Below are 23,771 nucleotides of genomic sequence, written 5' to 3' on the forward strand. Positions count from 1 at the left end.
ATGACCGCACTTTATCCCATTTGTGAGGTGACTATGAATCTACAACCGTATTTACATCAAATAAAACAAGAACTTTTTTCCGACTGGAAACCTTTTGAAGTGTTTTGGCTATTTCTCTTTATTGCGGCGCAAATTGTTGCTTTCGTCTTAGATCCGCAATCGCCCTTAGCCATGATTTCCGGTATTGCCGGCGTGATTTGTGTGGTATTCGTCAGTAAAGGGAAAATCAGTAATTATCTGTTCGGGCTGATTTTTGCCTACACTTACTTCTATGTAGCATGGGGCGAGAATTTCATCGGTGAAATGAATACCGTCTTGTATGTTTATATTCCAGCGCAATTTATCGGTTATTTCATGTGGAAAACCCATATGCAACAAGAAAAGAGCGGAGCAGAAAGCGTTATTGCGAAATCACTGACGCTGCAAGGCTGGCTCATCCTAGCCACCACAGTGATTGTCGGTACGTTATTGTTCGTACAAGCCCTTAATGCGGCAGGCGGCAGCTCCACAGGATTAGACGGTTTAACTACCGTGATTACTGTTTCAGCCCAATTATTGATGATTTTACGCTACCGTGAACAATGGCTTTTATGGATTTTGTTAAATATCCTTTCCATTGCCTTGTGGGCGGAAACCCCGGCCATGTATTTAATGTATAGTGCCTATTTATTGAACTCGTTATACGGTTATTACAACTGGACGAAATTAATGAAACAGGCCTAAGAAACAAAGAAAAACACCGCACTTTTAAAGGAAGTGCGGTGTTTTTTTATGGCTTTTTTAGAAGTTCAAATAAAAATCCTGCGTCAATGCGACAAAATCAGCATGATATTGATTCTGTGTGTCGTAAATAATCAACTCGTCATATCGCAATGTTTGTGGTTGTGTGGCAAAGGTCAACAACATACGTTGTGGCGCTTTGCCTTGCTTAGTAATGACATCGCAACGCGCAACACAATAAAGTGCGGTGCTTTTTAGCAACGTTTTTCCTGCGTCAAAAGGTAACACAAAACTGATTTTTCCCTTTGGAGCCAAGCAAGCAGCAGCGCTCTCTAACCAATGTAAATGACTTTGTGCGGCAAAATAACGGGCTGTATTCCGCTCCTCGTTACGACAATCTACCCCTGTTTGAAAATAGGGCGGGTTGGCGACAATCAAGTCGAAGCGCTCTGCTGTTTGAGTACAAAAACTATCTATATCTTGCTTATACACCTGAATTTTATTCTTCCACGGTGAAATTAATACATTTTCACAGGCTTGTTGTGCCGCCACGTGATCAATTTCCACGGCATAAATCCGGCTTTCGGCACAACTGCGTTGAGCCAACATTAAGGCGATTAAACCGCTGCCACTACCTAAATCCAATATCTGTTTTGCCTGCGTCACACCCGCCCACGCACCCAATAAAATACCATCCGTCCCCACTTTCATGGCACAGCGATCGTGATTGATCTGAAATTGTTTAAAACGAAAACCCGTCTTGCTCATCGAAAAACACCGTCAAAAAGGACCGCACTTTAACGGCAAAGTGCGGTATAATTCGGCGCAATTTTAATGCTAATGAACAACAAATACCAATGACAAACCTCACTCAATTTGCAGATTTTGATCTCGCGCCTGAATTACTCAACGCCCTCCAGAAAAAAGGCTACCAACGTCCTACTGCCATCCAACAGGAAACCATTCCTGCCGCGATGGAGGGCTTTGATGTCCTCGGGTCCGCACCGACCGGCACCGGAAAAACCGCCGCGTTTTTGCTACCGGCCATTCAACACTTGTTGGATTATCCACGCCGTAAACCGGGCGCGCCGCGTGTGTTGATTCTCACGCCAACCCGCGAACTTGCCATGCAGGTAGCGGAACAGGCGGAAGAACTTGCCTGCTTCACCAAACTCAGAATTGCGACTATCACCGGTGGTGTGGCGTATCAAAATCACGGCGAGATTTTCAATAAAAATCAGGACATTGTGGTGGCGACCCCAGGGCGTTTGTTGCAATACATTAAAGAAGAAAATTTTGATTGCCGCGCGGTAGAAATTCTAATTTTTGACGAAGCGGACAGAATGTTGCAAATGGGCTTTGGACAAGATGCAGAGAAAATCTCGGCAGAAACCCGTTGGCGTAAGCAAACGTTGTTGTTCTCGGCGACCCTTGAAGGCGATTTATTGGAAGATTTTGCCGACCGCACGTTAAACGAGCCGGTAAAAATTGATGCAGAGCCTAGCCGTCGTGAACGGAAGAAAATTCAGCAATGGTATTATCACGCCGACAGCAATGAGCATAAATTCAAATTATTGGCGCGTTTCATTGAGCAAGAGCAAGTCAGTAAGGGCATTGTATTCGTACGCCGTCGAGAAGATGTGCGCGAACTGGCGGAAAATCTACGCAAACGCGGTATTCGCAGCACGTATTTGGAAGGCGAAATGGCGCAAACCCAACGCAACAACGCTATCGATAAACTAAAAAACGGCGTGGTAACGGTGTTGGTCTCCACGGATATCTCCGCGCGTGGTATCGATATTGATGACGTCAGCCACATTATGAATTTTGATTTGCCGTACAGCGCCGATACTTATTTGCACCGCATTGGGCGTACCGCGCGTGCCGGCAAAAAAGGCACCGCCGTGTCTTTCGTAGAAGCGCACGATTATCGTCTGTTGGGCAAAATTAAGCGTTATACCCAAGAAATTCTAAAAGCACGTGTGATTGAAGGTTTGGAACCGCGTACCAAAGCGCCGAAAGACGGTGAAATCAAAACTGTCAGCAAAAAACAAAAAGCGAAAAAATTAGAAAAACGCGAAGCGCAAAAGAAAGCGGATAAAAAAGCCAAACAGCGCCACCAAGATCGTAAAAATATCGGCAAACGCCGTAAACCAAGTGCTTCAACAACAGAAACCGCCCAATAATCGCCGGAATAAGATAACCACATGATGCCAAAAGAAAATTTCGAACAGCATACGCCGATGATGAAACAATATCTGCAACTCAAAGCGGAGAATCCGGATATTTTATTGTTTTATCGCATGGGCGATTTTTACGAGCTGTTTTATGACGATGCAAAACGCGCCTCTGCACTGTTGGATATTTCGCTGACCAAACGCGGACAATCTGCAGGGCAGCCAATTCCCATGGCAGGCGTACCTTATCACGCGGTGGAAGGCTATTTAGCGAAGTTGGTGCAGTTAGGGGAGTCTGTCGCCATTTGCGAACAAATCGGCGATCCGAATACGGCGAAAGGCCCTGTTGAACGCCAAATTGTGCGCATTGTCACGCCGGGTACAGTGAGCGATGAAGCATTGTTACCGGAACGGCAAGACAACCTCATTGCCGCAGTGTATCAGGAAAAAGATCATTTCGGTTTGGCGACATTAGACATGACGTCCGGTCGTTTTCAGCTATGCGAACCGCAATCCAAAGCGGATTTGCAAACGGAATTACAACGCATCGCGCCGGTAGAATTGCTTTATTGCGAAGATTTTGCCGATTTTCAGCTCATTGAACACGCCAAAGGTTTACGTCGTCGCCCTATTTGGGAATTCGAGCTAAAAACCGCCATTCAACAGCTTTGCCATCAATTTAATACGAAAGACTTGTGCGGATTCGGTGTGGAAAAAGCGATTCTGGGCTTATGTGCCGCCGGTTGTCTATTGCAATACGCACGCGAAACGCAACGTACTGCCTTGCCTCATATTCAAAGCATTCATCTCATTCAACACAGTGAAAACATTCAGCTGGACGCAGCAACCCGTCGTAATTTGGAACTCACTCAAAATCTGGCGGGCGGTACGGAAAACACGTTGGCGGCAGTGTTGGATAAATGCGTCACCCCGATGGGCAGTCGCTTGCTAAAACGTTGGATTCATCAGCCGATTTGCGATGTGGCAAAACTCACGCAACGCCAACAAGCCATTAGTGCGATTTTAGAACAGGATTTAGTGGCGGATTTACAACCTTATTTGCAACAAGTGGGTGACATGGAACGCATTTTAGCGCGCGTGGCGTTACGCACCGCCCGTCCGCGTGATTTAACCCGCTTGCGTACCGCTTTAGAGCAGATTCCTTATATAAAAGATCGGTTGGCTGAAAAAACATCGGAAAAAATGACCGCACTTTACCAACAACTGGGCGATTTTTCCGTACAATTTGACCTTTTACAACGGGCGATTATTGACAGTCCACCGGTATTAATTCGTGATGGTGGTGTCATTGCGGCAGGTTACAATGCAGAATTGGATGAATGGCGTGAATTATCTGACGGTGCAACTCGTTATTTAGAAGATTTGGAACAACGAGAACGGGAAAGCACCGGTATTGATACGTTGAAAATCGGCTTCAATGCCGTACACGGCTATTACATTCAAATTAGCCAGGGGCAAGCCCATAAGGCGCCGATTCATTATGTGCGCCGTCAAACCTTAAAAAATGCCGAACGTTATATCATTCCTGAATTGAAAACCTATGAAGATAAGGTGTTGAAAGCAAAAGGCGCTTCTTTGGCGCTGGAAAAGCAGCTATACGATGAAATTTTCGACCAATTATTACCGCACTTAGGTGACTTACAGCTCGCCGGTTTGGCATTAGCCGAATTGGATGTGCTCACCAATTTAGCGGAGCGGGCGGAAAGCCTGAATTATGTGGCACCGACCTTCTCGGCACAAACGGGCATTCATATTCAAAATGGCCGTCACCCTGTGGTGGAGCAAGTGTTGAAGGAACCGTTTATTGCCAACCCAACAGAGCTTACCGAACAGCAACATTTCCTTATTATCACCGGCCCGAATATGGGCGGTAAAAGTACCTATATGCGTCAAACGGCGCTGATTACCTTAATGGCGTACATGGGCAGTTTTGTGCCGGCAGACAGTGCAGTCATTGGCCCTATTGATCGTATTTTTACCCGCATTGGTGCTTCTGATGATCTCGCTTCCGGACGCTCAACCTTCATGGTAGAAATGACGGAAATGGCGAATATTCTGCACCAAGCAACGGATAAAAGTTTGGTGTTAATTGATGAAATCGGCCGTGGAACCTCCACTTACGACGGTTTGTCCCTCGCTTGGGCTTGCGCCGAATGGTTAGCGAAAAAAATCTGTTCTTTAACCTTATTCGCCACCCACTATTTTGAGCTTACGGTGCTACCGGAACAGGTGCAAGGTATCGGTAATATTCATTTAGATGCCATTGAGCATAATGACACTATCGCTTTCATGCACGCTGTACAAAAGGGGGCTGCCAGTAAAAGTTACGGTCTTGCGGTCGCTGCCTTGGCAGGTGTGCCACAACAAGTCATCAAGCTTGCCAAACAAAAACTGGCGCAATTAGAAAAACTGTCACAGCAAAACGCCAACCAACAGATTCAGGATCTTCGTTTATTAAATCAACGTCAAGGTGAATTAGCATTTGATCAGGCAGAAGATGAAAATAAGGAGATGTTATTGAATATGTTACAAGAATTAGATCCGGATGAATTAAGTCCAAAACAGGCATTGGCCTATTTGTATCAGTTAAAGAAAATGATAAAGCAGTAAAAATAGGAAAGAAAAAAACCGCACTTTAGATAAAAAATCCAAGTGCGGTTTTTCTTATGGTTTATCTCAGCCATTTATAGTTTATTGTCAGTTTTCTTCTATTATTTTCTAATACGACTTTCCTATCCCCCAAAAGCAAAAACCCCCGATGCTCTCACATCAGGGGTTCCTATCAGGCTTGGCGGTGACCTACTCTCACATGGGGATACCCCACACTACCATCGGCATTACGGCGTTTCACTTCTGAGTTCGGTATGGAGTCAGGTGGGCCCACCGCACTATCGCCGCCAATATTCTTTATGATTTCTCTCTTATCTTATTCGCGTCTTCTTAATCTAAAAACAAGCCTTCTCTCAACTCTCTTCTACGTCCACTCTCTTAACTGCTACTCTACTTCGCTCCATGCTCCAGGTCTCCCCAAAAACACTTGAGCGTTGTATGGCTAAGCCTCTCGGGCAATTAGTATGCGTTAGCTCAATGTATCACTACACTTACACACCGCACCTATCTACGTCTTAGTCTTAAACAACCCTTACTGTCTTAAAGACAGGGAGAACTCATCTCTTGGCAAGTTTCGTGCTTAGATGCTTTCAGCACTTATCTCTTCCGCATGTAGCTACCCAGCAATGCCTCTGGCGAGACAACTGGAACACCAGTGATGCGTCCACTCCGGTCCTCTCGTACTAGGAGCAGCCCCAATCAATTCTCCAACGCCCACGGCAGATAGGGACCGAACTGTCTCACGACGTTCTAAACCCAGCTCGCGTACCACTTTAAATGGCGAACAGCCATACCCTTGGGACCTACTTCAGCCCCAGGATGTGATGAGCCGACATCGAGGTGCCAAACACCGCCGTCGATATGAACTCTTGGGCGGTATCAGCCTGTTATCCCCGGAGTACCTTTTATCCGTTGAGCGATGGCCCTTCCATACAGAACCACCGGATCACTATGACCTACTTTCGTACCTGCTCGACTTGTCTGTCTCGCAGTTAAGCTTGCTTATACCATTGCACTAACCTCACGATGTCCGACCGTGATTAGCAAACCTTCGTGCTCCTCCGTTACTCTTTGGGAGGAGACCGCCCCAGTCAAACTACCCACCAGACACTGTCCGAGACCACGTTTCGTCATCTTCGTTAGAACATCAAACGTTAAAGGGTGGTATTTCAAGGACGACTCCATAATCACTGGCGTGACTACTTCAAAGTCTCCCACCTATCCTACACATCAAAATTCAATGTTCAGTGTCAAGCTATAGTAAAGGTTCACGGGGTCTTTCCGTCTAGCCGCGGGTACACCGCATCTTCACGGCGATTTCAATTTCACTGAGTCTCGGGTGGAGACAGCCTGGCCATCATTATGCCATTCGTGCAGGTCGGAACTTACCCGACAAGGAATTTCGCTACCTTAGGACCGTTATAGTTACGGCCGCCGTTTACTGGGGCTTCGATCAGGAGCTTCTCTTTCGATTACACCATCAATTAACCTTCCAGCACCGGGCAGGCATCACACCCTATACGTCCACTTTCGTGTTTGCAGAGTGCTGTGTTTTTAATAAACAGTTGCAGCCAGCTGGTATCTTCGACCGGTTCAACCTTCAGGGGTAAACCCTTACAATCTACGCCGGCGCACCTTCTCCCGAAGTTACGGTGCTATTTTGCCTAGTTCCTTCACCCGAGTTCTCTCAAGCGCCTGAGTATTCTCTACCTGACCACCTGTGTCGGTTTTCAGTACGGTTTAGATAAACCTGAAGCTTAGTGGCTTTTCCTGGAAGTGTGGTATCAGTTACTTCAGCTCCGTAGAGCCTCGTCATCATCTCTCAGTGTTAAGGAAGTCCGGATTTGCCTAAACTCCCCACCTACGAACTTAAACGACCATATCCAACAGGTCGCTAACCTAACCTACTCCGTCCCCACATCGCAGTTTATCCAAGTACGGGAATATTAACCCGTTTCCCATCGACTACGCTTTTCAGCCTCGCCTTAGGGGCCGACTCACCCTGCCCCGATTAACGTTGGACAGGAACCCTTGGTCTTCCGGCGAACGGGTTTTTCACCCGTTTTATCGTTACTTATGTCAGCATTCGCACTTGTGATACGTCCAGCCCACCTCTCGATGAACCTTCATCCGCTTACACAACGCTCCCCTACCCAACAGACTTACGTCTGATGCCGCAGCTTCGGTGCTATATTTGAGCCCCGTTACATCTTCCGCGCAGGCCGACTCGACTAGTGAGCTATTACGCTTTCTTTAAATGATGGCTGCTTCTAAGCCAACATCCTAGCTGTCTAAGCCTTCCCACTTCGTTTCCCACTTAATATAGACTTTGGGACCTTAGCTGGCGGTCTGGGTTGTTTCCCTCTCCACGACGGACGTTAGCACCCGCCGTGTGTCTCCTGAGTATCACTCTTCGGTATTCGTAGTTTGCATCGGGTTGGTAAGCCGGGATGGCCCCCTAGCCGAAACAGTGCTCTACCCCCGAAGGTGTCCGCTCAAGGCTCTACCTAAATAGATTTCGGGGAGAACCAGCTATCTCCCGGTTTGATTGGCCTTTCACCCCCAGCCACAAGTCATCCGCTAATTTTTCAACATTAGTCGGTTCGGTCCTCCAGTTAGTGTTACCCAACCTTCAACCTGCCCATGGCTAGATCACCGGGTTTCGGGTCTATACCTTGCAACTATTCGCCCAGTTAAGACTCGGTTTCCCTTCGGCTCCCCTATTCGGTTAACCTCGCTACAAAATATAAGTCGCTGACCCATTATACAAAAGGTACGCAGTCACCCTCACGGGCTCCCACTGCTTGTACGTACAAGGTTTCAGGTTCTATTTCACTCCCCTCACCGGGGTTCTTTTCGCCTTTCCTTCACAGTACTGGTTCACTATCGGTCAATCAGGAGTATTTAGCCTTGGAGGATGGTCCCCCCATCTTCAAACAGGATATCACGTGTCCCGCCCTACTTATCGTTAGCTCAGTACCACAAAAGTATTTTCGAGTACGGGATTATCACCCTCTACGATTTGGCTTCCCAGCCAATTCCTCTAATACTTCCGCTATCACTAACAGGCTCCTTCGCTTTCGCTCGCCGCTACTCACAAAATCTCGGTTGATTTCTTTTCCTCGGGGTACTTAGATGTTTCAGTTCTCCCGGTTCGCCTCATTATCCTATGGATTCAGATAATGATAGTGGGTTCTTCACCCACTGGGTTTCCCCATTCGGACATCTTGGATTAAACGCCTCTTATCGACTCATCCAAGCTTTTCGCAGATTAGCACGTCCTTCTTCGCCTCTGATTGCCAAGGCATCCACCTTGTACGCTTTGTCACTTAACCATACAACCTCAAGTATTCTTATAATGAATTCAATTTCATAAACTTAAAAGTTAATTTAAATCTAAAATCCACTTAAAATCACAAGATTGAATCGAAAAACACTTAATGTCGCTAAGCAGTAACAGTTAATTTATTAAGAGTCATTGCCTTTTATCAATCACTCTCACTCAGACTTTCTTGAAAGTCTCGTTTTCAGCTTGTTTCCAGATTTTTAAAGAACAGATAAGACAATGTAAGCTAATTCACTTACCATCATCATAGTTAAATTCATTTTAACTAATGCAACACAATATTTAATACCATTAAATAAAATGAAAATATACTTCAATAAACTTAACTATGACGATATTGGTGGAGATAAGCGGGATCGAACCGCTGACCTCCTGCGTGCAAGGCAGGCGCTCTCCCAGCTGAGCTATATCCCCAATCACATCCCTTGGCTTTCACTCATACATAGCGGTTTGATATATTCAAGATTAGTTAATGTTACAAAACCAATCTACCAAACTCACCAGTCTAAGTGGTGGGTCTGAGTGGACTTGAACCACCGACCTCACCCTTATCAGGGGTGCGCTCTAACCACCTGAGCTACAGACCCAATAGGATTTTGTCTTCGATATTTTGTTCTTTCCTTGTCTACAACCATCAAACAAACTGTGTGAACACTTAAAGTCGATTCTATCTTTGGTAAGGAGGTGATCCAACCGCAGGTTCCCCTACGGTTACCTTGTTACGACTTCACCCCAGTCATGAATCATACCGTGGTAAACGCCCTCCCGAAGGTTAAGCTATCTACTTCTGGTACAACCCACTCCCATGGTGTGACGGGCGGTGTGTACAAGGCCCGGGAACGTATTCACCGCGACATTCTGATTCGCGATTACTAGCGATTCCGACTTCATGGAGTCGAGTTGCAGACTCCAATCCGGACTTAGACGTACTTTGTGAGATTCACTCCACCTCGCGGCTTCGTCGCCCTCTGTATACGCCATTGTAGCACGTGTGTAGCCCTACTCGTAAGGGCCATGATGACTTGACGTCATCCCCACCTTCCTCCGGTTTATCACCGGCAGTCTCCTTTGAGTTCCCGACCGAATCGCTGGCAACAAAGGATAAGGGTTGCGCTCGTTGCGGGACTTAACCCAACATTTCACAACACGAGCTGACGACAGCCATGCAGCACCTGTCTCATGGTTCCCGAAGGCACTCCCGTATCTCTACAGGATTCCATGGATGTCAAGAGTAGGTAAGGTTCTTCGCGTTGCATCGAATTAAACCACATGCTCCACCGCTTGTGCGGGCCCCCGTCAATTCATTTGAGTTTTAACCTTGCGGCCGTACTCCCCAGGCGGTCGATTTATCACGTTAGCTTCGGGCACCAAGCTCAAGGCCCAATCCCCAAATCGACAGCGTTTACAGCGTGGACTACCAGGGTATCTAATCCTGTTTGCTCCCCACGCTTTCGCACATGAGCGTCAGTACATTCCCAAGGGGCTGCCTTCGCCTTCGGTATTCCTCCACATCTCTACGCATTTCACCGCTACACGTGGAATTCTACCCCTCCCTAAAGTACTCTAGCTACCCAGTCTGAAATGCAATTCCCAGGTTAAGCCCGGGGATTTCACACCTCACTTAAATAGCCGCCTGCGTGCCCTTTACGCCCAGTTATTCCGATTAACGCTCGCACCCTCCGTATTACCGCGGCTGCTGGCACGGAGTTAGCCGGTGCTTCTTCTGTGATTAACGTCAATCGTGATGCCTATTAAACATCACGCCTTCCTCGTCACCGAAAGAACTTTACAACCCGAAGGCCTTCTTCATTCACGCGGCATGGCTGCGTCAGGGTTGCCCCCATTGCGCAATATTCCCCACTGCTGCCTCCCGTAGGAGTCCGGGCCGTGTCTCAGTCCCGGTGTGGCTGGTCATCCTCTCAGACCAGCTAGAGATCGTCGGCTTGGTAGGCCTTTACCCCACCAACTACCTAATCCCACTTGGGCTCATCCTATGGCATGCGGCCTTGCGGTCCCGCACTTTCATCTCTCGACACTACGCGGTATTAGCGACAGTTTCCCGTCGTTATCCCCCTCCATAAGCCAGATTCCCAAGCATTACTCACCCGTCCGCCACTCGTCAGCAAGAAAGCAAGCTTTCTCCTGTTACCGTTCGACTTGCATGTGTTAAGCCTGCCGCCAGCGTTCAATCTGAGCCATGATCAAACTCTTCAGTTCAAAAAGTTTAATCGCTCAATACTGCTGACTTAATTAATCATCTATATAAATAAACGAATCTTCGTAGCACTATTCAGTTCAATTTTAAAATCTTTAATGATAAAAACGAATCTTCAAGTGCCCACACAGTTTGCCTGATTGATTGTTAAAGAACAAAAAACGACGCGCGGTTTTATGCTTTACAACGGCGCGTCGTTGTGGGGGCGTATTATAGGCATTTATCACGACCTTGCAACCCCTTTTTTTCAATTTTTTGAAAAATATTTTTTGATTGATAATAATTTAAGCACAATAAAAATTACATCTTAAACCATTCAACCAACTTGCAAGCATTAGATCAACAATGGTGTTTTATGTATTACGCCACTTTCCTTATCATTCTCTAACACCCTTTGATTTTTCTCATCCCATTAGCTTCAAGCATAAGGTTTAATTTAATAAGGGTTGATGATTTTTCTTTTTCTGTCAACAAGTTGACGTGTTTATCCATTAAAGCAGCTCTAAATGTCCAGAGTAAATCAATACTTGCAGGAATACCTAATTTCTTTAATCTGACATAACTATGAATAGCACCCAATGCTCTAAAATCACTGACTGTATGAATATTAATTTTAGCTAACAGCCTTTCATGCTTAATAGTGAAATTAGCTAATTCTTTGATACGCTCTTTTTTAGCTAAATTCTCAGAAAGTTTTTTTCTTTTAATTTGTTGAATAGAAAGGTTAATGACTTGTTTGAAAAGAGTTTTGTTTTTACGAACTGAAGGAGGTAATTGATAATAATGATAAAGAGCTAATTTACTCATATTATTAAGATTGAGTGAATAGGCAACAGCCCCAAGCCTCTCCAAATAAGGTACCAACTCTCCCTCGGCTCTAACAAAAATTGCGTCATTTTGGGACAAAGCAAACATGGCATCTTCTTGGAATATTCCATAACCGGTAAACAAATTCTTAACTCTTACCTCACCAATCAGTTCAGTAAATTCATTGCGTAGTTCTTGTTTTGTGTTACACATAGTTTTTCCTCACACTATTATTATGTGAATTAGTTATATCATACTTTTTATTTTTTAAGAAAAAGATATCATTAATAACATTCAAAAATGTGAAGTAGATCGAAAAAATAAAATTTTTTAACTAAAATATCAGCTAAAAAACATAAGATATGTAAAAAATTAGCGCACGATTCTTTATCTCGCATACACTGTTTATTTTGCCTACTTTCCTTTATTACTGTATTTTGCTATCCTTATACACACTTTTGGGGCTGATTTTGGATTCGACGGGATTAGCGAAGCCCGAGGTGCACGTCGAGGTGCGGTAGGCCTCGTAAATAAACCGCAAAAAAATAGTCGCAAACGACGAACAATACGCTTTAGCAGCTTAATAACCTGCTCATAGCCTTCGCTCCCCAGCTTCCGCTCGTAAGACGGGGATAAAGCGGAGTCAAACCCAAACGAGATCGTGTGGACGCCACTGTTTGAGGATCGAAGCATTAAATTGAATCAAACTAGCTTAATTATCGCGTGTCTATCCGCAGGATTAAGCGAAACTTAAAGACTGACTAAACGTGTAGTGCTGACGGTAGAGGAATTTCGGACGGGGGTTCAACTCCCCCCAGCTCCACCAAGTCCAATTCCAAACAAGTTTTATAAAGTCCGATAAAGCCTTGGAGCATAACACTCCAAGGCTTTTTTTATTGTCCTATTTAATCCTATCTATTCCGACCTAATCCAACGATTTTAGTAACATCGATAGTAACACTATGATAAAATAACTTAGGTCGATGTTACTACAAGCATTAAGAGTCTTATGCTACAAGGCTTTTACCGCTTTTTATATTTCTTAAATGACAGGTGATTCAGCTATGCCAAGAACAACAAAATCTTTAACGAACACCGAAATAGACAGAGCAAAGCCTGCCGAAAAGGAATACAACCTTGCAGATGGGAGTGGGCTATTCTTAAGAGTTAAAACTAATGGCTCTAAATTATGGATTTTTAACTATTACCATCCTTCCACTAAAAAACGTAAAAATATCAGTTTAGGTATTTATCCTGAATTGTCGCTTGCTCAAGCTCGTAAAATAAGAGATGAATATCGCTCATTACTAGCCCAAAATATTGATCCTGCCGAATATCGAGCTAATCAACTACAAGCAAAACAAGACGAGCTAAACAACACATTTGAAGCCGTCGCTTGGCAATGGTTTGAACATCGCAAAACTCGCAAGAATTTCTCTGAGGGCTATGCAAAAGATGTCAAAAGCCTGATTGAACGTATTTTATTACCGCATTTTGATAAATTACCGATTACTCAAGTTACTGCACCTTTAGCCTTGAAAGCATTTAAGACACTTCAAGATAAAGGCACGTTAGAAACGCTTAGACGTTCTATTCAAAAGTTGAATGAGATTATGGATTTTGCTTTGCACCGCAACATTATTTCGCATAATCCCACAGCCAATCTTTCGAAAGAATTTGATAATCCTACAGTTGAACACTTTAAAACGATCCGTCCAGAAGATCTGCCTGAATTTCTGATGACCTTAAACCGTGCTCAAATTAAGCTACAAACACGTTATCTTATTTTATGGCAACTACTGACCATGACACGCCCTAACGAGGCGGCTATGGCTCGTTATGAAGATATTGATGAGAAATCTAAGATTTGGACAATCTATATTCAAAAAGGGATTAAGCAAGATGAGCGTGGTCGAGAACATAAAATTACCCTTTCTCGCCAAGCAATGGCACTTCTAAAGGAAATTAAAAAATTGAGTGGTGGTAAAGAATATCTTTTTCCAAGTGAAAGAAATCCAAAATCGCATACCAACACGCAAACCGCTAATGCTGCGATTAAACGTATGGGCTATCACGGAAAACTCGTTGCTCACGGATTAAGGAGCATTGCCAGTACTTACCTGAATGAACAAGGTCATAACAAAGATATGATTGAAGTGGCGTTATCTCATATCAATCAAGATCGCATTCATACCGCATACAACCGAAGTGATTACCTTAAACAGCGTTTTACTATACTACAAGCGTGGGCAGATTTTATCGATCAATGCTCACATGAAACTATTCCGCAGTATCATTTAAAAGTTGTTAATGCGTAATCTGCTGAATACTAAAAAACCACAATTTCTCTACGAATTAGCAACCGATTTTCGTAAATCCTGTTCACGTTACTTGCAAGATTTTTTCGCCATATTTCAACAACGATTAAATTGCGAATTTTGGCTCATTTTGTGGTAAGAAATTGAGTGGTGAATACTCAAATTCATTATGTAATTTAACGAGAGAAAGCAATTATAAGATTGATAATTGCCTTCTCTCTTTTGCGATGTTTACCTATAGAAAATCAAATTTTACTAAAATTGACTGCACTCAGGCCCAAGATTTTATATAGTTCAATTTACCCACACTTTTTGAAATTTACCTCTTTTTCCTTTTATCCAGCGGAATTTTTTCCGCGTAATAATTAATGATTTAATTTTAGATGTAGATATATTCAATTTTTCGGATAATGCTTCCAGCCTTCTTCTATCTAGCTTTTCCGCACAATCGCAAAATTGATGTGGTGATTTTTCATACAAATAAACCGCTTCAAGAATACTCATTTTTTCATCAGGAATAATAATCTTACTTGTTCTTTTATAGGAATATTCCACTTCTTTTTTCAATTTATTCAAATAATGAGATCGCTTGTAATTGCCTATCTGAATATGATCATCTTTTTTCTCATCCATTGGTGTCGCAAGTTCATTATGTAACTTCTCGTTCGTAATGTGTTTGTTATTTTCAGCTCTGCTCTCCTTCAAGGCATCTTTAAAGATATAATTCCGATAACGGCGTGACTTATTATCTTGAGTATGATCATAGTGAACGGATAAACCAACGTTTAACCAAGAAAAGGGATCTATGGTTTCTTCAAACTCCTTCTCTCTTGGTTTAGTAATGTAAGCAATAATTCTCAAGAGATCATAGTAAGTATTAATCCATTGGGTATTAGATTGTTCTTGATAGCCAATTTTTGACAGTTGCACTCTTATTGCTTCATTAGTATTGAATCTAATATCCTTTCCAATATTTGAATAATTAAAGTTTTTATCAAACAAAATGATAGCATGCCCATGAGTGTTAATTCTGTTATCTTGTTCAGCACATCTACAATCTAGTAATAAAAACAATCCAAGATGATGAACCAATGAAGCATAAAGAAGATTTATATTTTCTTTAATCTCTTCAAAAGATTGATAAGTGGATGCAGCAATCACATTTTCAGGAGAAAGCGTGCAGAAAACAGCTTTAAAATCATCTAGCTTATAAGATAATTTGGCTTTATTTCGCGCAACCCACTGAATCAAGGAATTATCTTTGCTGGGAATGAAACCTGATAATAAATCAAGAATACGAGGGTTCTTGATAATCAATTTGAAACTAGCTATCACTTCTTTTTGTAATTTCAATAATTTTTCATTGTAACAAGGTGTACAAGTTAAGAACACACATTTAGATGTAGCCGAAAATACTCTCCCCATTGTTTTTCCCGAACCTAAATAAGTGCCGCATTTACCTTGCTTTTCTAAGAAAAGTCTTGCTAATGCTTGAGATTGAGTATCAAGCATTGGTAGTGTATTAATCATTAATTCAACTAGTTTTGACATAGTATCTCCTTATTTAGATCTACGATGTACCATATTTAAAATAAAAGTATTAATTTCACTTTCTAAATAACCTACAGAATTTGCACCAATAGAGAGCGGCTTAGGAAAGTCATTTCTATATCTTTTCGATTTTTTATTCTGCCAGTCATAGAATGTACTTTTAGAAATACTGAGCTTTTGAATAACCTCTTTTGGTCTAAGGAGTTTAATTTTATCGTTCATTTTATTCCTCTTAAAAATTTAATAAACAATGAAAATTGGCTACACCACAAAAATGAAACGATCAACATAAAAGAAAGCATAAGAAAAGTGTTATTTAAGTGAAAATAAATAAAAGATTAAATTAACAATAATAAAAAAATATTTATTTTTTTACTTTATATTTACAAGCTTAATAGTTGTTATAAATAGTATTTATGCCCAAAATAAAAATACACTTTAAGAGAAGAGGAAAGAAAAAATTACAAGGCTTACAATATCATTCAAGGAAATTCAACATGCTCTAAGCGCTCTCTTTATTGGATAAAAAATCATTTTTAAAATAAAGAAAACAATCTTGTCACACTGTTTTATGCTGTTTTTTTTAAACTTAAAGTCTTTTTTAAAACCTTAAAGTCCTTTTTTAAAACCTTAAAGCCCTTTTTTAAAACCTTAAAGGATTTAATTACCTTTTAAAACCTAAAATAATCAAAAGACCTTAAATCTTTTAATACAAAAATTATTTAATCCAAATTAAATATGAGTTTATTAAATATTTTTTGAAAATCATCAATCACAAAATAAAAAGAAAAAAATTTAATAAATATTAAAATTATCTAATTTAAGCATACGCTATAAATAAAATAAAACACTATGAAAATCACATTAGCATTAAAAAAATCAATTAGTACAAGAAAAGTTTGATTGCTTAATTTTTGTTCAATGCAGCAACTTTTTCTGAGCTTTTTGCCCCAAATGACTACCTGACGAAGGCAAAATCGAGAGAGCTTAACAAGAAAAAAGCATCTTCCAGCAATGCCAAAAGATGCTTTTTATTGAAAAAATTAGGATAATTTCGGGCTAATCAATCCCAAAACTTACTCCAGTTGCAGCCCCAACACCTCCGCGAGAGTCGGCAGAGCCTGAAAGACTGATGACAAAATTCGGTTTGGGTGCATATTTCACACCGACTGCAACCGCTGTTTCACCTCGATAAGAACCGACACCTGCGCCAACCGTAAAGGTTTTACCCTGTACTGGCGTGATTTGGGTCATCGCCATCGCCCCTGCCACACCTGCACGAGCTTGTCGGCGATCTTGGCGAGAGCGGTTTTCAAGTTCATCAATACGTTTGCTATTACTTTGGATCGCCTGACGATTTTCAGTAATTGCTTGTGTATTTTGAGTTACCTGTCTTGCTTGAGCTTCAACAATGCGAGTGTTTTCATTAATGCGAGCAGTTTGGCCGTTTACTACTTCAACAACTTTTTCCATTCGTTGTGAATTTTTCGCAATGTTAGAGCTGTTGGTAGCAATACTTGCTTTATTTGTTGTAACTTCTTCTTTTGTTTGTTTAACTTGTTTTTGTACAGGCACTAATTGTTCTTGTACCACTTTTTCAACCTTTTTCTCAGTAGCGTAAAGTTGTTTACCAGTAACCGCTTGATTAGAAGTTTCGCTAACTTCACCGTCCGCTAAATCATTCAAGGTTGCATTGTTAAGTGATACAGAAGTTTTTTCTGCATTGTACTGCACAACTGTTTTTTCAAGTTCAACCACTTTCTCAGAAGCCTGTTCTGCTTTTTTAATCGCATTTTCACCCATTGAACGAGCTTGATTGCCAACTAATTCAGCTTTTTCAACTTTACCTACCGTATCAATTAATGCGGTTTGCATTGCATTAATTTCTGTATCGTGTTTTTGTACTTTTACGTCCATTAAATCTACTTTTTGAGCAGAGTTATTAGCAGTACGAACAGCATTATCCGATTTTAGCCTGAGTAAGCAGTTTTTCTTCTGCCAAGTAGTACCATCTAATCGAATAATCAAACTTCATCGAGTTTTAGTACCTGTCTCAAGTTTTCCATTACATCATCATGAGATTTACTTTTCACTAAGTCGTTTTCTAACTGATGTAGCAAATACAGCTCATCTTCAGAGTAGAAAGACTCTTTTTTCTCAAAAGTCGGTGTATTGGGTAAGGCTATTTGCATAGAACCTCCTGTGTTTAGATGCGTGTAGTTTATCAGAAAAGCACGTTGCTATGGCAGCAGCCATTCAATGCGTTTTTTAATCCGTTGTTTTATGGCGTGAACCGGGTGTTTTCTTTCCCATTCTTTTACGCGTTTTTCAAAGATCGCTTGTGATTTACGATCAACCGAAAATGCTGAATGGGCTTTTTTCATGTTTTCTAAAAGGGCATCTGCACGTTTTTTGTGTTGGTATTTTATGAATAACCCCAACCCTAAAAGTAAAACAAAAATAATCGCCAAGTTATAAAAAATAATGGCTAAAACCTCATTCATTTTTCCCTCTCTCCTATTTAATTTTTATGAGTATTTTTTTTCATTCCGCATAGTGATCGCCTTTAATTCGGGAGAATAAAAACGCATAAAAATCCCTTAAAAAAACAACAGAAATTTAACCTAAAAACAGACCCAAAAATGAAGTAATTACACACCTAATGCAAATTTAAAATTTGCCTTTTTTCCTTTATAAATCAAGAGTTTGTACGTTTTCGACCAGAAAATAGGCGTGAATTTTGTGTGCTGAATAGCATCTTTTTAGATGATATACAGTGCTCATTGAAAAATAAAGATTTTCTTATCAAAAATGCTGTATAGTGCATACATAGCACTATGTAGTGCTATATGGTGCTATATAGTGCTTGTTTTAGGTTAAAAAACAAACAGGTTTTGATATGGAAAATTTAAATTCTCAAAATAATCGTATAACAGTTCGCGTTCCTTTTTCTGTATTAGAGGTTATAGATCGTATTGTTCTCAATAAAGTTAATGATGGTGAGGCAAATGCAACAAGAAGTAGTGTTGCATTAGAATTATTAAAACTAGGCGCACGTATAGAAAAGAAAAAACTAGAGAATATAGAATCAGGATCTAATTCATCTGGCAATAGATTAGAGGAGCAACTTTCATATATCGCTCATACAATCGTTAGGAATGGCGTATTAGCCGAAAGATTCCTTACTACTATTGCAGAATTTAATCAGATTCCTAATGATTTTGCTATTCGCATTGCTCAAGGGATTAGGCTATCAGATGAAGAAAAGAAAGAATTAAAAAGATTATTTATTAATATGGATTTTAAGCAAAAGAAACCATAAAGCCCCGAAGTGGTATATAAAAAATCGGAGCCGTAGGCGACTTCATTCAACTGTGCCAACTGACCAATGCGCATCAGCCTCCTCCCCAACGGATTCTTTACTCTATTGACCTTATAGTAGCTTTATAGTTTAAAATGGTACCACAACATTGTTCAATGTGGAGTCGTATTATGAGCAAATCCTGTGGTGGCGCCTGTGGCGGTGATGCAACGTCCGCAGCGGATACCGATATACAGGCCTCCTCCGAGGCGCCAGGGAGATGGGTCAGTGTTTATGCAGTGCCGAAGATGGACTGTCCATCAGAAGAACGAATGATTCGCCTAGCCCTGAACGGCTTTGAGGAGATTCGGGCGCTGTCCTTCGACTTGTCGAACCGCCGGCTGAAGGTCGTGCATGACGGCGAGGTCGAGCCCGTCACCTCGAAACTGAAGACCTTGGGGCTAGGCGCCTCGCTTCAGGAAACCGTCGCTGCAAATCCAGAGACCATCAAGGCCGCCGAGTTTTCGGCAGCTTCTGCTAAGCAAGAATCCGGGACCCTGCGCTGGTTGCTCGGCATCAATGCACTTCTGTTCGTGGTGGAAATGACTGCCGGTCTGATCGCCCAGTCCACCGGCCTGATTGGAGAATCCCTGGACAATTTTTCCGATGCGGCGGTGTACGGGCTTGCCCTTTATGCGGTTGGACATAGCGTGAAAATGCAGGTACGTGCCGCGCATCTTGCTGGTGTACTGCAACTGATCTTGGCTGTGGGCGTGCTCGTAGAGGTGGTGAGACGCTTTGTATTCGGTAGTGAGCCTGAATCTCTGGTGATGATGGCTATCGCATTCGTCGCATTGATTGCCAATACCAGTTGTCTGCTGCTCATATCCAAACATCGGGAAGGCGGGGCGCACATGAAGGCAAGCTGGATATTCTCGGCCAACGACGTGGTGATCAACCTGGGGGGCATCACCGCCGGCGCCCTGGTCGCGTGGACCGGTTCCAATTATCCAGATCTGATTATCGGCACCATCGCGGGGGGGATTGTACTTAACGGTGCCAGACGCATTTTGGCGTTGAAGGGTTAAATAATGCTCATTATTGGCAAAAAGCTCTCGCCGTATGCCCTGTTTTATCTGCTTATACCCCTGCTTTGTTTTTTGCGTTGAGATATTACCGTTTCAAGCAAGGCATTGTATTCATCTTCTGACAATTGCTATTTCTAGGCGTTTGGTTCGCTTTTTCATTAGGTGTCCGTTCTTCAAATTAGCGGTGAAACCGCAGGGGGTCAAGGGGGATTTATCCTTCTTGCAAGGGCATAGACTTAGTATCACAGATACGGGGCTATGTGTCCTTGCTTTAACTATTAGACAATAGTACGCCAAAAGCCCCGAGAGTGATATTAAAAAATCAGCGGAGCCGAAGGCGACTTCATTTTATTAGGCGAGCTTGCGAGCCTTTGAACCAATATAAAAATAACAAAATTTATTATTAGGGAAGTGGTTATTGTGGGCGGTAGGTTTTTAGTGTTGAAAAGCTCGTGGGTAACTAGAAGAGTTATCCAACAGCTTTTCAATACGACCCGCAGGGGAAAAACCGTTAAACCGTCCACATTAACCGCTGACCCAAAAAAGAATGCTTTTATCATTTGCTGTATTAGCAGTCACATTAGCTTGATTTGCATCTGAAATTGCTTTTGAAGAATCCAGAAGTGCTTTATCTGCATTTGTTTTTGCTGTTGTTGCAAGATTGTTTGCGCTAACAGATTGAGCCTGTGCTTGTTTCGCATTACCATCTGCGATAACAGCTAATTTATTAGCCTCTGTTGCTTGAGTTAATGCTTGTGTTGCACTCTCAATCGCTTTTGTTGCACTAACATTTGCTTCAGCCGCATTTTTATCCGCATTATTAGCTTTTTTTAAAGCAATGTTTGTGGTTGTTACAGATTGATCGCTTTTTTCTACCGCTTGCTGACTTGCTAAATGAGCTTGATTTGCAATAGTTTCAGCATTATTAGCTTTATCTACGGCTTCACCTGATTTAGTTAACGCTTGAGTAGATTGTGTATTTGCCAATTTTACGCTTTCAACTGCGCTTTCTGCATTTGCTTTTGCATTATTGGCAATTTCTTTTGATTCTCCACTAATAAGCTCTGCACTTTCTGCTTTGGCAATTGCTTGATTGGCAAGTGCGGTATTTTCTTGCGCTGTTTTAACCGCACTTTGCGCTTGGGTTAATGCACTTGTTGCGTTTGCGTTTGCGTTATTAGCCGTACTTAAAGCTGTATTTGCGTTGTTTTCTGCATTTTTAGCTTTATCATTAGCTTGTTCAGCCGTGGTTTTAGCTTCGGTTGATTGATCTACCGCACTTTTTGCATTGGTTTGTGCGGTTTGCACACCAGTTTCAACGTTAGCTACACGACCAGTTAAGTCAGTAACCGCTTTTTCATTTGCTTCACTTTTTGCTTTTAAATCAGTTTGAGTTGAAGTAACTTTTGCAAGTTCTGCGTTTGTTGCCACTAAACCTGATTTAGCTTGAGTCGCAGTATCTTTTGCTTCTTGTGCTAACTGCTCTGCATTACCTGCGGTAATGCTTGCAAGATTTGCTGTTGCTGCTGCACGAGTTGCCGTAGTTTGCGCACGATCTGCGGTTTGATTAGCGGTAGTTGCTGTGCGAACTGCCCCCTCTGCTGTTGTTTTAGCAGCATTGGCTACACTTTCAGCATTGTTTGAATTTCGCACGGCTAAATTTGCTGTATCTTGTGATGCTGTTGCCGCATTAAACGCATTTTCTGCATTACTTTTTGCGGCATTTGCATCACTTTTCGCTAAGGCAACATCTGCCTGAATATCATTAATCGTACTTAATGCACTGGTTGCTGTATTTAAAGCACGAGTAGCATTTGAGTTAGCTGATTGCGCCAACGCTTTCGCTTCGCTTGCTGCATTAATTGCATTTTGGCTAACTTCTGCACTTGAACCTGTATTCAATTTTGCTAATTCTAAGGCTTGGTTTGCGGTTTGTTCAGCTTGCGTGACTCGCCCTGTTAAAGCGGTAACATTTTGATTTACGCTTTCAATTTGGGTGTTTAAGTCGGAGATACCGTTTTTAGCTTCATTTGCCGTATTTGTTGCGGTAGTAATGCGGTCAGATAAACCTGATACACTACCATTGAGTTTGGTAATATCTGCCGTATTTTTAACTACTTGTTTTTCTACTTCACTCACACGAGCAATCGCACTATTCACATTTGAATTGGCGGTTTGAGCAGTTTGTTTGGCTTCGGTGGCTAGGGTGACTGCTTGCTCCGCGACTTTTTTCGTATTTACAGACTGAACCACGCTGGTATAAAGCGTTTGTTCCAACTGAGCAAATTGCCCACCGTTAATTGCCTGCTTAGAATTTGGCGCAATCAAGCCATCTTCAACTAAAGTCGGTGCAGCAATTATAGAAGTAGAAAATAAGCCAGATAACACAATAGCGGTGAATGAAAAAGTGATGCATTTAGATTTATTTTTGGCTAATTCTGATACAACTGATTGCTTACTTGAGTGGTTTTTTACCACTTTACAGATTTTATTCATCTTTTTTGACCCCTAATAAGAAAAAATGTCGATTTATTTTTCGGCATGTATTGACTGAATAACAGGATTTCATGCTAACATACGCATACTATACGTATCAATTAGATGTTTATTGTTTTCTTTTGTGAGAATTAAAAATGAAAAAACTTACTGTTTCTGCAATTACACTAGGTTTAACAACACTACTTACTGGGTGTGATAAATATGATGTTCAAATACCGAAGATAAAAGAAAATAGAGAGTATTATGTTGCTCATCCAGATAAAGCTGAAGAGGCTTGGAATGAATGTAAGAATACTTTTGAGCAAATACATTTTATTGATAGAAATTTATCTAGAGAAGAACAAAAAGAATTTAAGCTATTTTTAGTAAAAAAAGGAGAAAGTGAATATCGTAAGAATTGTTATGCTATAGAAAATGTCATTAGTGAAGTACAAGAACTAGAAAGACAAAAGGAGAAAGAATTAAAACAGGTAAAAAATAAAAAAGAGGCTATTGCTTATATTGATAAACTAGAAAAAGAATTTATTGGAAAAACGTGGCAAGAATCTATTACTAAAATTATTAACTCAGATTTTAGTATGAGTTACTACAGTGATAGAGATAAAGAACTAGCCGAATTGGATTTAGATGGATACCTTCAAAAAGGTTCAATATCTAGTTATATTAGAGATGATAATGAAAACGTTGAGCGATATAAAAATGATGTAATGACATATATTTATGCTAAACAGCGTGAATTAGGTATTAAAGAGTTATTGAACAAACCATACAACGAACTTGTTAATGATACTTCATATTGTAAAAAGGATAAACGCCAATTATCAGTTTGTGAAATTTGGCAAGATGCTGTTAAACAAGAACGGAATAATATAATTAATAATTATATGGAAAATTATGAAAGTTTAAAATCCGACTACAATAAATGTGTAGCAAAATTAGAAGATTATTTAGCTTCTGTGAATGTAGGGAAAAATGATAGCAACGTACAGATAGATATTTATAATGGAATTAAAGATACTGAAAATAAAATTTATGAATCCTATCCTTGTTCTGAGGCTGAAGAGGCTTTACGAAAATTAAATCTTAACTTTGATCACTATGAAAAGTTAGATTAATTT

The 23,771-nt window shown here is 41.4% G+C and carries 15 protein-coding genes, 2 tRNA genes, 3 rRNA genes and 1 other RNA gene; 8 read left to right on the top strand and 13 right to left on the bottom strand.

The genetic code is table 11. The features are described 5' to 3' along the window. Positions 1-33: 33 nt before the first annotated feature. Positions 34-723, top strand: a complete 690-nt coding sequence (gene pnuC, locus LQ983_RS05165) for a nicotinamide riboside transporter PnuC (protein WP_111296952.1) — start codon at positions 34-36, stop codon at positions 721-723. Positions 724-780: 57 nt separating this feature from the next. On the opposite strand, the gene LQ983_RS05170 is transcribed toward pnuC, so the two are convergent. Continuing rightward, entirely contained in the window at positions 781-1,488 is a 708-nt protein-coding gene (locus LQ983_RS05170) for a tRNA1(Val) (adenine(37)-N6)-methyltransferase (protein WP_230621868.1), read from the bottom strand. Between the two features lie 89 nt (positions 1,489-1,577). On the opposite strand from LQ983_RS05170, the gene srmB reads away from it, so the two are divergent. Together srmB and mutS are read left to right on the top strand one after the other, a co-directional pair. Continuing rightward, entirely contained in the window at positions 1,578-2,906 is a 1,329-nt protein-coding gene (gene srmB / locus LQ983_RS05175; RefSeq protein ID WP_230621869.1) for an ATP-dependent RNA helicase SrmB, read from the top strand. Between the two features lie 21 nt (positions 2,907-2,927). Beyond that, entirely contained in the window at positions 2,928-5,528 is a 2,601-nt protein-coding gene (mutS, locus tag LQ983_RS05180; protein WP_230621870.1) for a DNA mismatch repair protein MutS, read from the top strand. Between the two features lie 176 nt (positions 5,529-5,704). On the opposite strand, the gene rrf is transcribed toward mutS, so the two are convergent. The 6 genes from rrf to LQ983_RS05210 all read right to left on the bottom strand — a co-directional run bounded on the left by rrf (position 5,705) and on the right by LQ983_RS05210 (position 12,109). Then, positions 5,705-5,820: ribosomal RNA gene (rrf, locus tag LQ983_RS05185) — 5S ribosomal RNA — on the bottom strand. 146 nt (positions 5,821-5,966) lie between these two features. Continuing rightward, a 23S ribosomal RNA gene (locus tag LQ983_RS05190) occupies positions 5,967-8,863 on the bottom strand. Positions 8,864-9,212: 349 nt separating this feature from the next. After that, positions 9,213-9,288, bottom strand: a tRNA-Ala gene (locus LQ983_RS05195). 96 nt (positions 9,289-9,384) lie between these two features. Next, positions 9,385-9,461, bottom strand: a tRNA-Ile gene (locus tag LQ983_RS05200). Positions 9,462-9,551: 90 nt separating this feature from the next. Continuing rightward, positions 9,552-11,091, bottom strand: a 16S ribosomal RNA gene (locus tag LQ983_RS05205). The 16S, 23S and 5S rRNA genes sit together here with 2 tRNA genes alongside, the layout of an rRNA operon. A gap of 382 nt (positions 11,092-11,473) precedes the next feature. Further along, entirely contained in the window at positions 11,474-12,109 is a 636-nt protein-coding gene (locus tag LQ983_RS05210; protein WP_230621871.1) for a TfoX/Sxy family DNA transformation protein, read from the bottom strand. A gap of 247 nt (positions 12,110-12,356) precedes the next feature. Between LQ983_RS05210 and ssrA the strand changes: the two genes are divergently transcribed. Next, positions 12,357-12,722: a transfer-messenger RNA gene (gene ssrA, locus LQ983_RS05215) on the top strand. Between the two features lie 238 nt (positions 12,723-12,960). Further along, the gene (locus tag LQ983_RS05220) at positions 12,961-14,214 is read left to right on the top strand and encodes an integrase arm-type DNA-binding domain-containing protein (protein WP_230622609.1); all 1,254 of its coding nucleotides are present in this window, start codon (positions 12,961-12,963) and stop codon (positions 14,212-14,214) included. A gap of 294 nt (positions 14,215-14,508) precedes the next feature. Here the strand turns inward: LQ983_RS05220 and LQ983_RS05225 are convergent, their stop codons facing one another. The 5 genes from LQ983_RS05225 to LQ983_RS05245 all read right to left on the bottom strand — a co-directional run bounded on the left by LQ983_RS05225 (position 14,509) and on the right by LQ983_RS05245 (position 18,269). Next, positions 14,509-15,765: a hypothetical protein gene (locus LQ983_RS05225; RefSeq protein ID WP_230621872.1), complete on the bottom strand. Its 1,257-nt coding sequence runs from the start codon at positions 15,763-15,765 to the stop codon at positions 14,509-14,511. A gap of 9 nt (positions 15,766-15,774) precedes the next feature. Next, entirely contained in the window at positions 15,775-15,987 is a 213-nt protein-coding gene (locus tag LQ983_RS05230) for an AlpA family transcriptional regulator (RefSeq protein WP_006719981.1), read from the bottom strand. An 837-nt stretch (positions 15,988-16,824) separates the two neighbouring features. Then, positions 16,825-17,793, bottom strand: a complete 969-nt coding sequence (locus LQ983_RS05235) for a YadA-like family protein (protein WP_230621873.1) — start codon at positions 17,791-17,793, stop codon at positions 16,825-16,827. Then, positions 17,790-17,957: a hypothetical protein gene (locus LQ983_RS05240; protein WP_005564329.1), complete on the bottom strand. Its 168-nt coding sequence runs from the start codon at positions 17,955-17,957 to the stop codon at positions 17,790-17,792. The genes LQ983_RS05235 and LQ983_RS05240 overlap by 4 nt, the downstream gene beginning before the upstream one ends. 48 nt (positions 17,958-18,005) lie before the next feature. Further along, complete coding sequence (locus LQ983_RS05245) at positions 18,006-18,269, bottom strand: hypothetical protein (protein WP_005564328.1); 264 nt, start codon at positions 18,267-18,269, stop codon at positions 18,006-18,008. Positions 18,270-18,664: 395 nt separating this feature from the next. On the opposite strand from LQ983_RS05245, the gene LQ983_RS05250 reads away from it, so the two are divergent. Both LQ983_RS05250 and LQ983_RS05255 read left to right on the top strand, forming a co-directional pair. Next, positions 18,665-19,087, top strand: a complete 423-nt coding sequence (locus LQ983_RS05250) for a hypothetical protein (RefSeq protein ID WP_005564327.1) — start codon at positions 18,665-18,667, stop codon at positions 19,085-19,087. Positions 19,088-19,257: 170 nt separating this feature from the next. Further along, on the top strand, positions 19,258-20,154 hold the full coding sequence (locus LQ983_RS05255; RefSeq protein WP_005564326.1) for a cation transporter: 897 nt from the start codon (positions 19,258-19,260) through the stop codon (positions 20,152-20,154). Between the two features lie 525 nt (positions 20,155-20,679). Here the strand turns inward: LQ983_RS05255 and LQ983_RS05260 are convergent. After that, entirely contained in the window at positions 20,680-22,650 is a 1,971-nt protein-coding gene (locus LQ983_RS05260; protein WP_230621874.1) for a hypothetical protein, read from the bottom strand. Between the two features lie 137 nt (positions 22,651-22,787). Between LQ983_RS05260 and LQ983_RS05265 the strand changes: the two genes are divergently transcribed. Further along, entirely contained in the window at positions 22,788-23,768 is a 981-nt protein-coding gene (locus LQ983_RS05265; RefSeq protein WP_230621875.1) for a hypothetical protein, read from the top strand. The last annotated feature ends 3 nt before the right edge of the window (positions 23,769-23,771 follow it).

This window comes from Aggregatibacter sp. Marseille-P9115 (assembly GCF_920939465.1).
Classification (GTDB): Bacteria; Pseudomonadota; Gammaproteobacteria; order Enterobacterales; family Pasteurellaceae; genus Aggregatibacter; species Aggregatibacter segnis_B.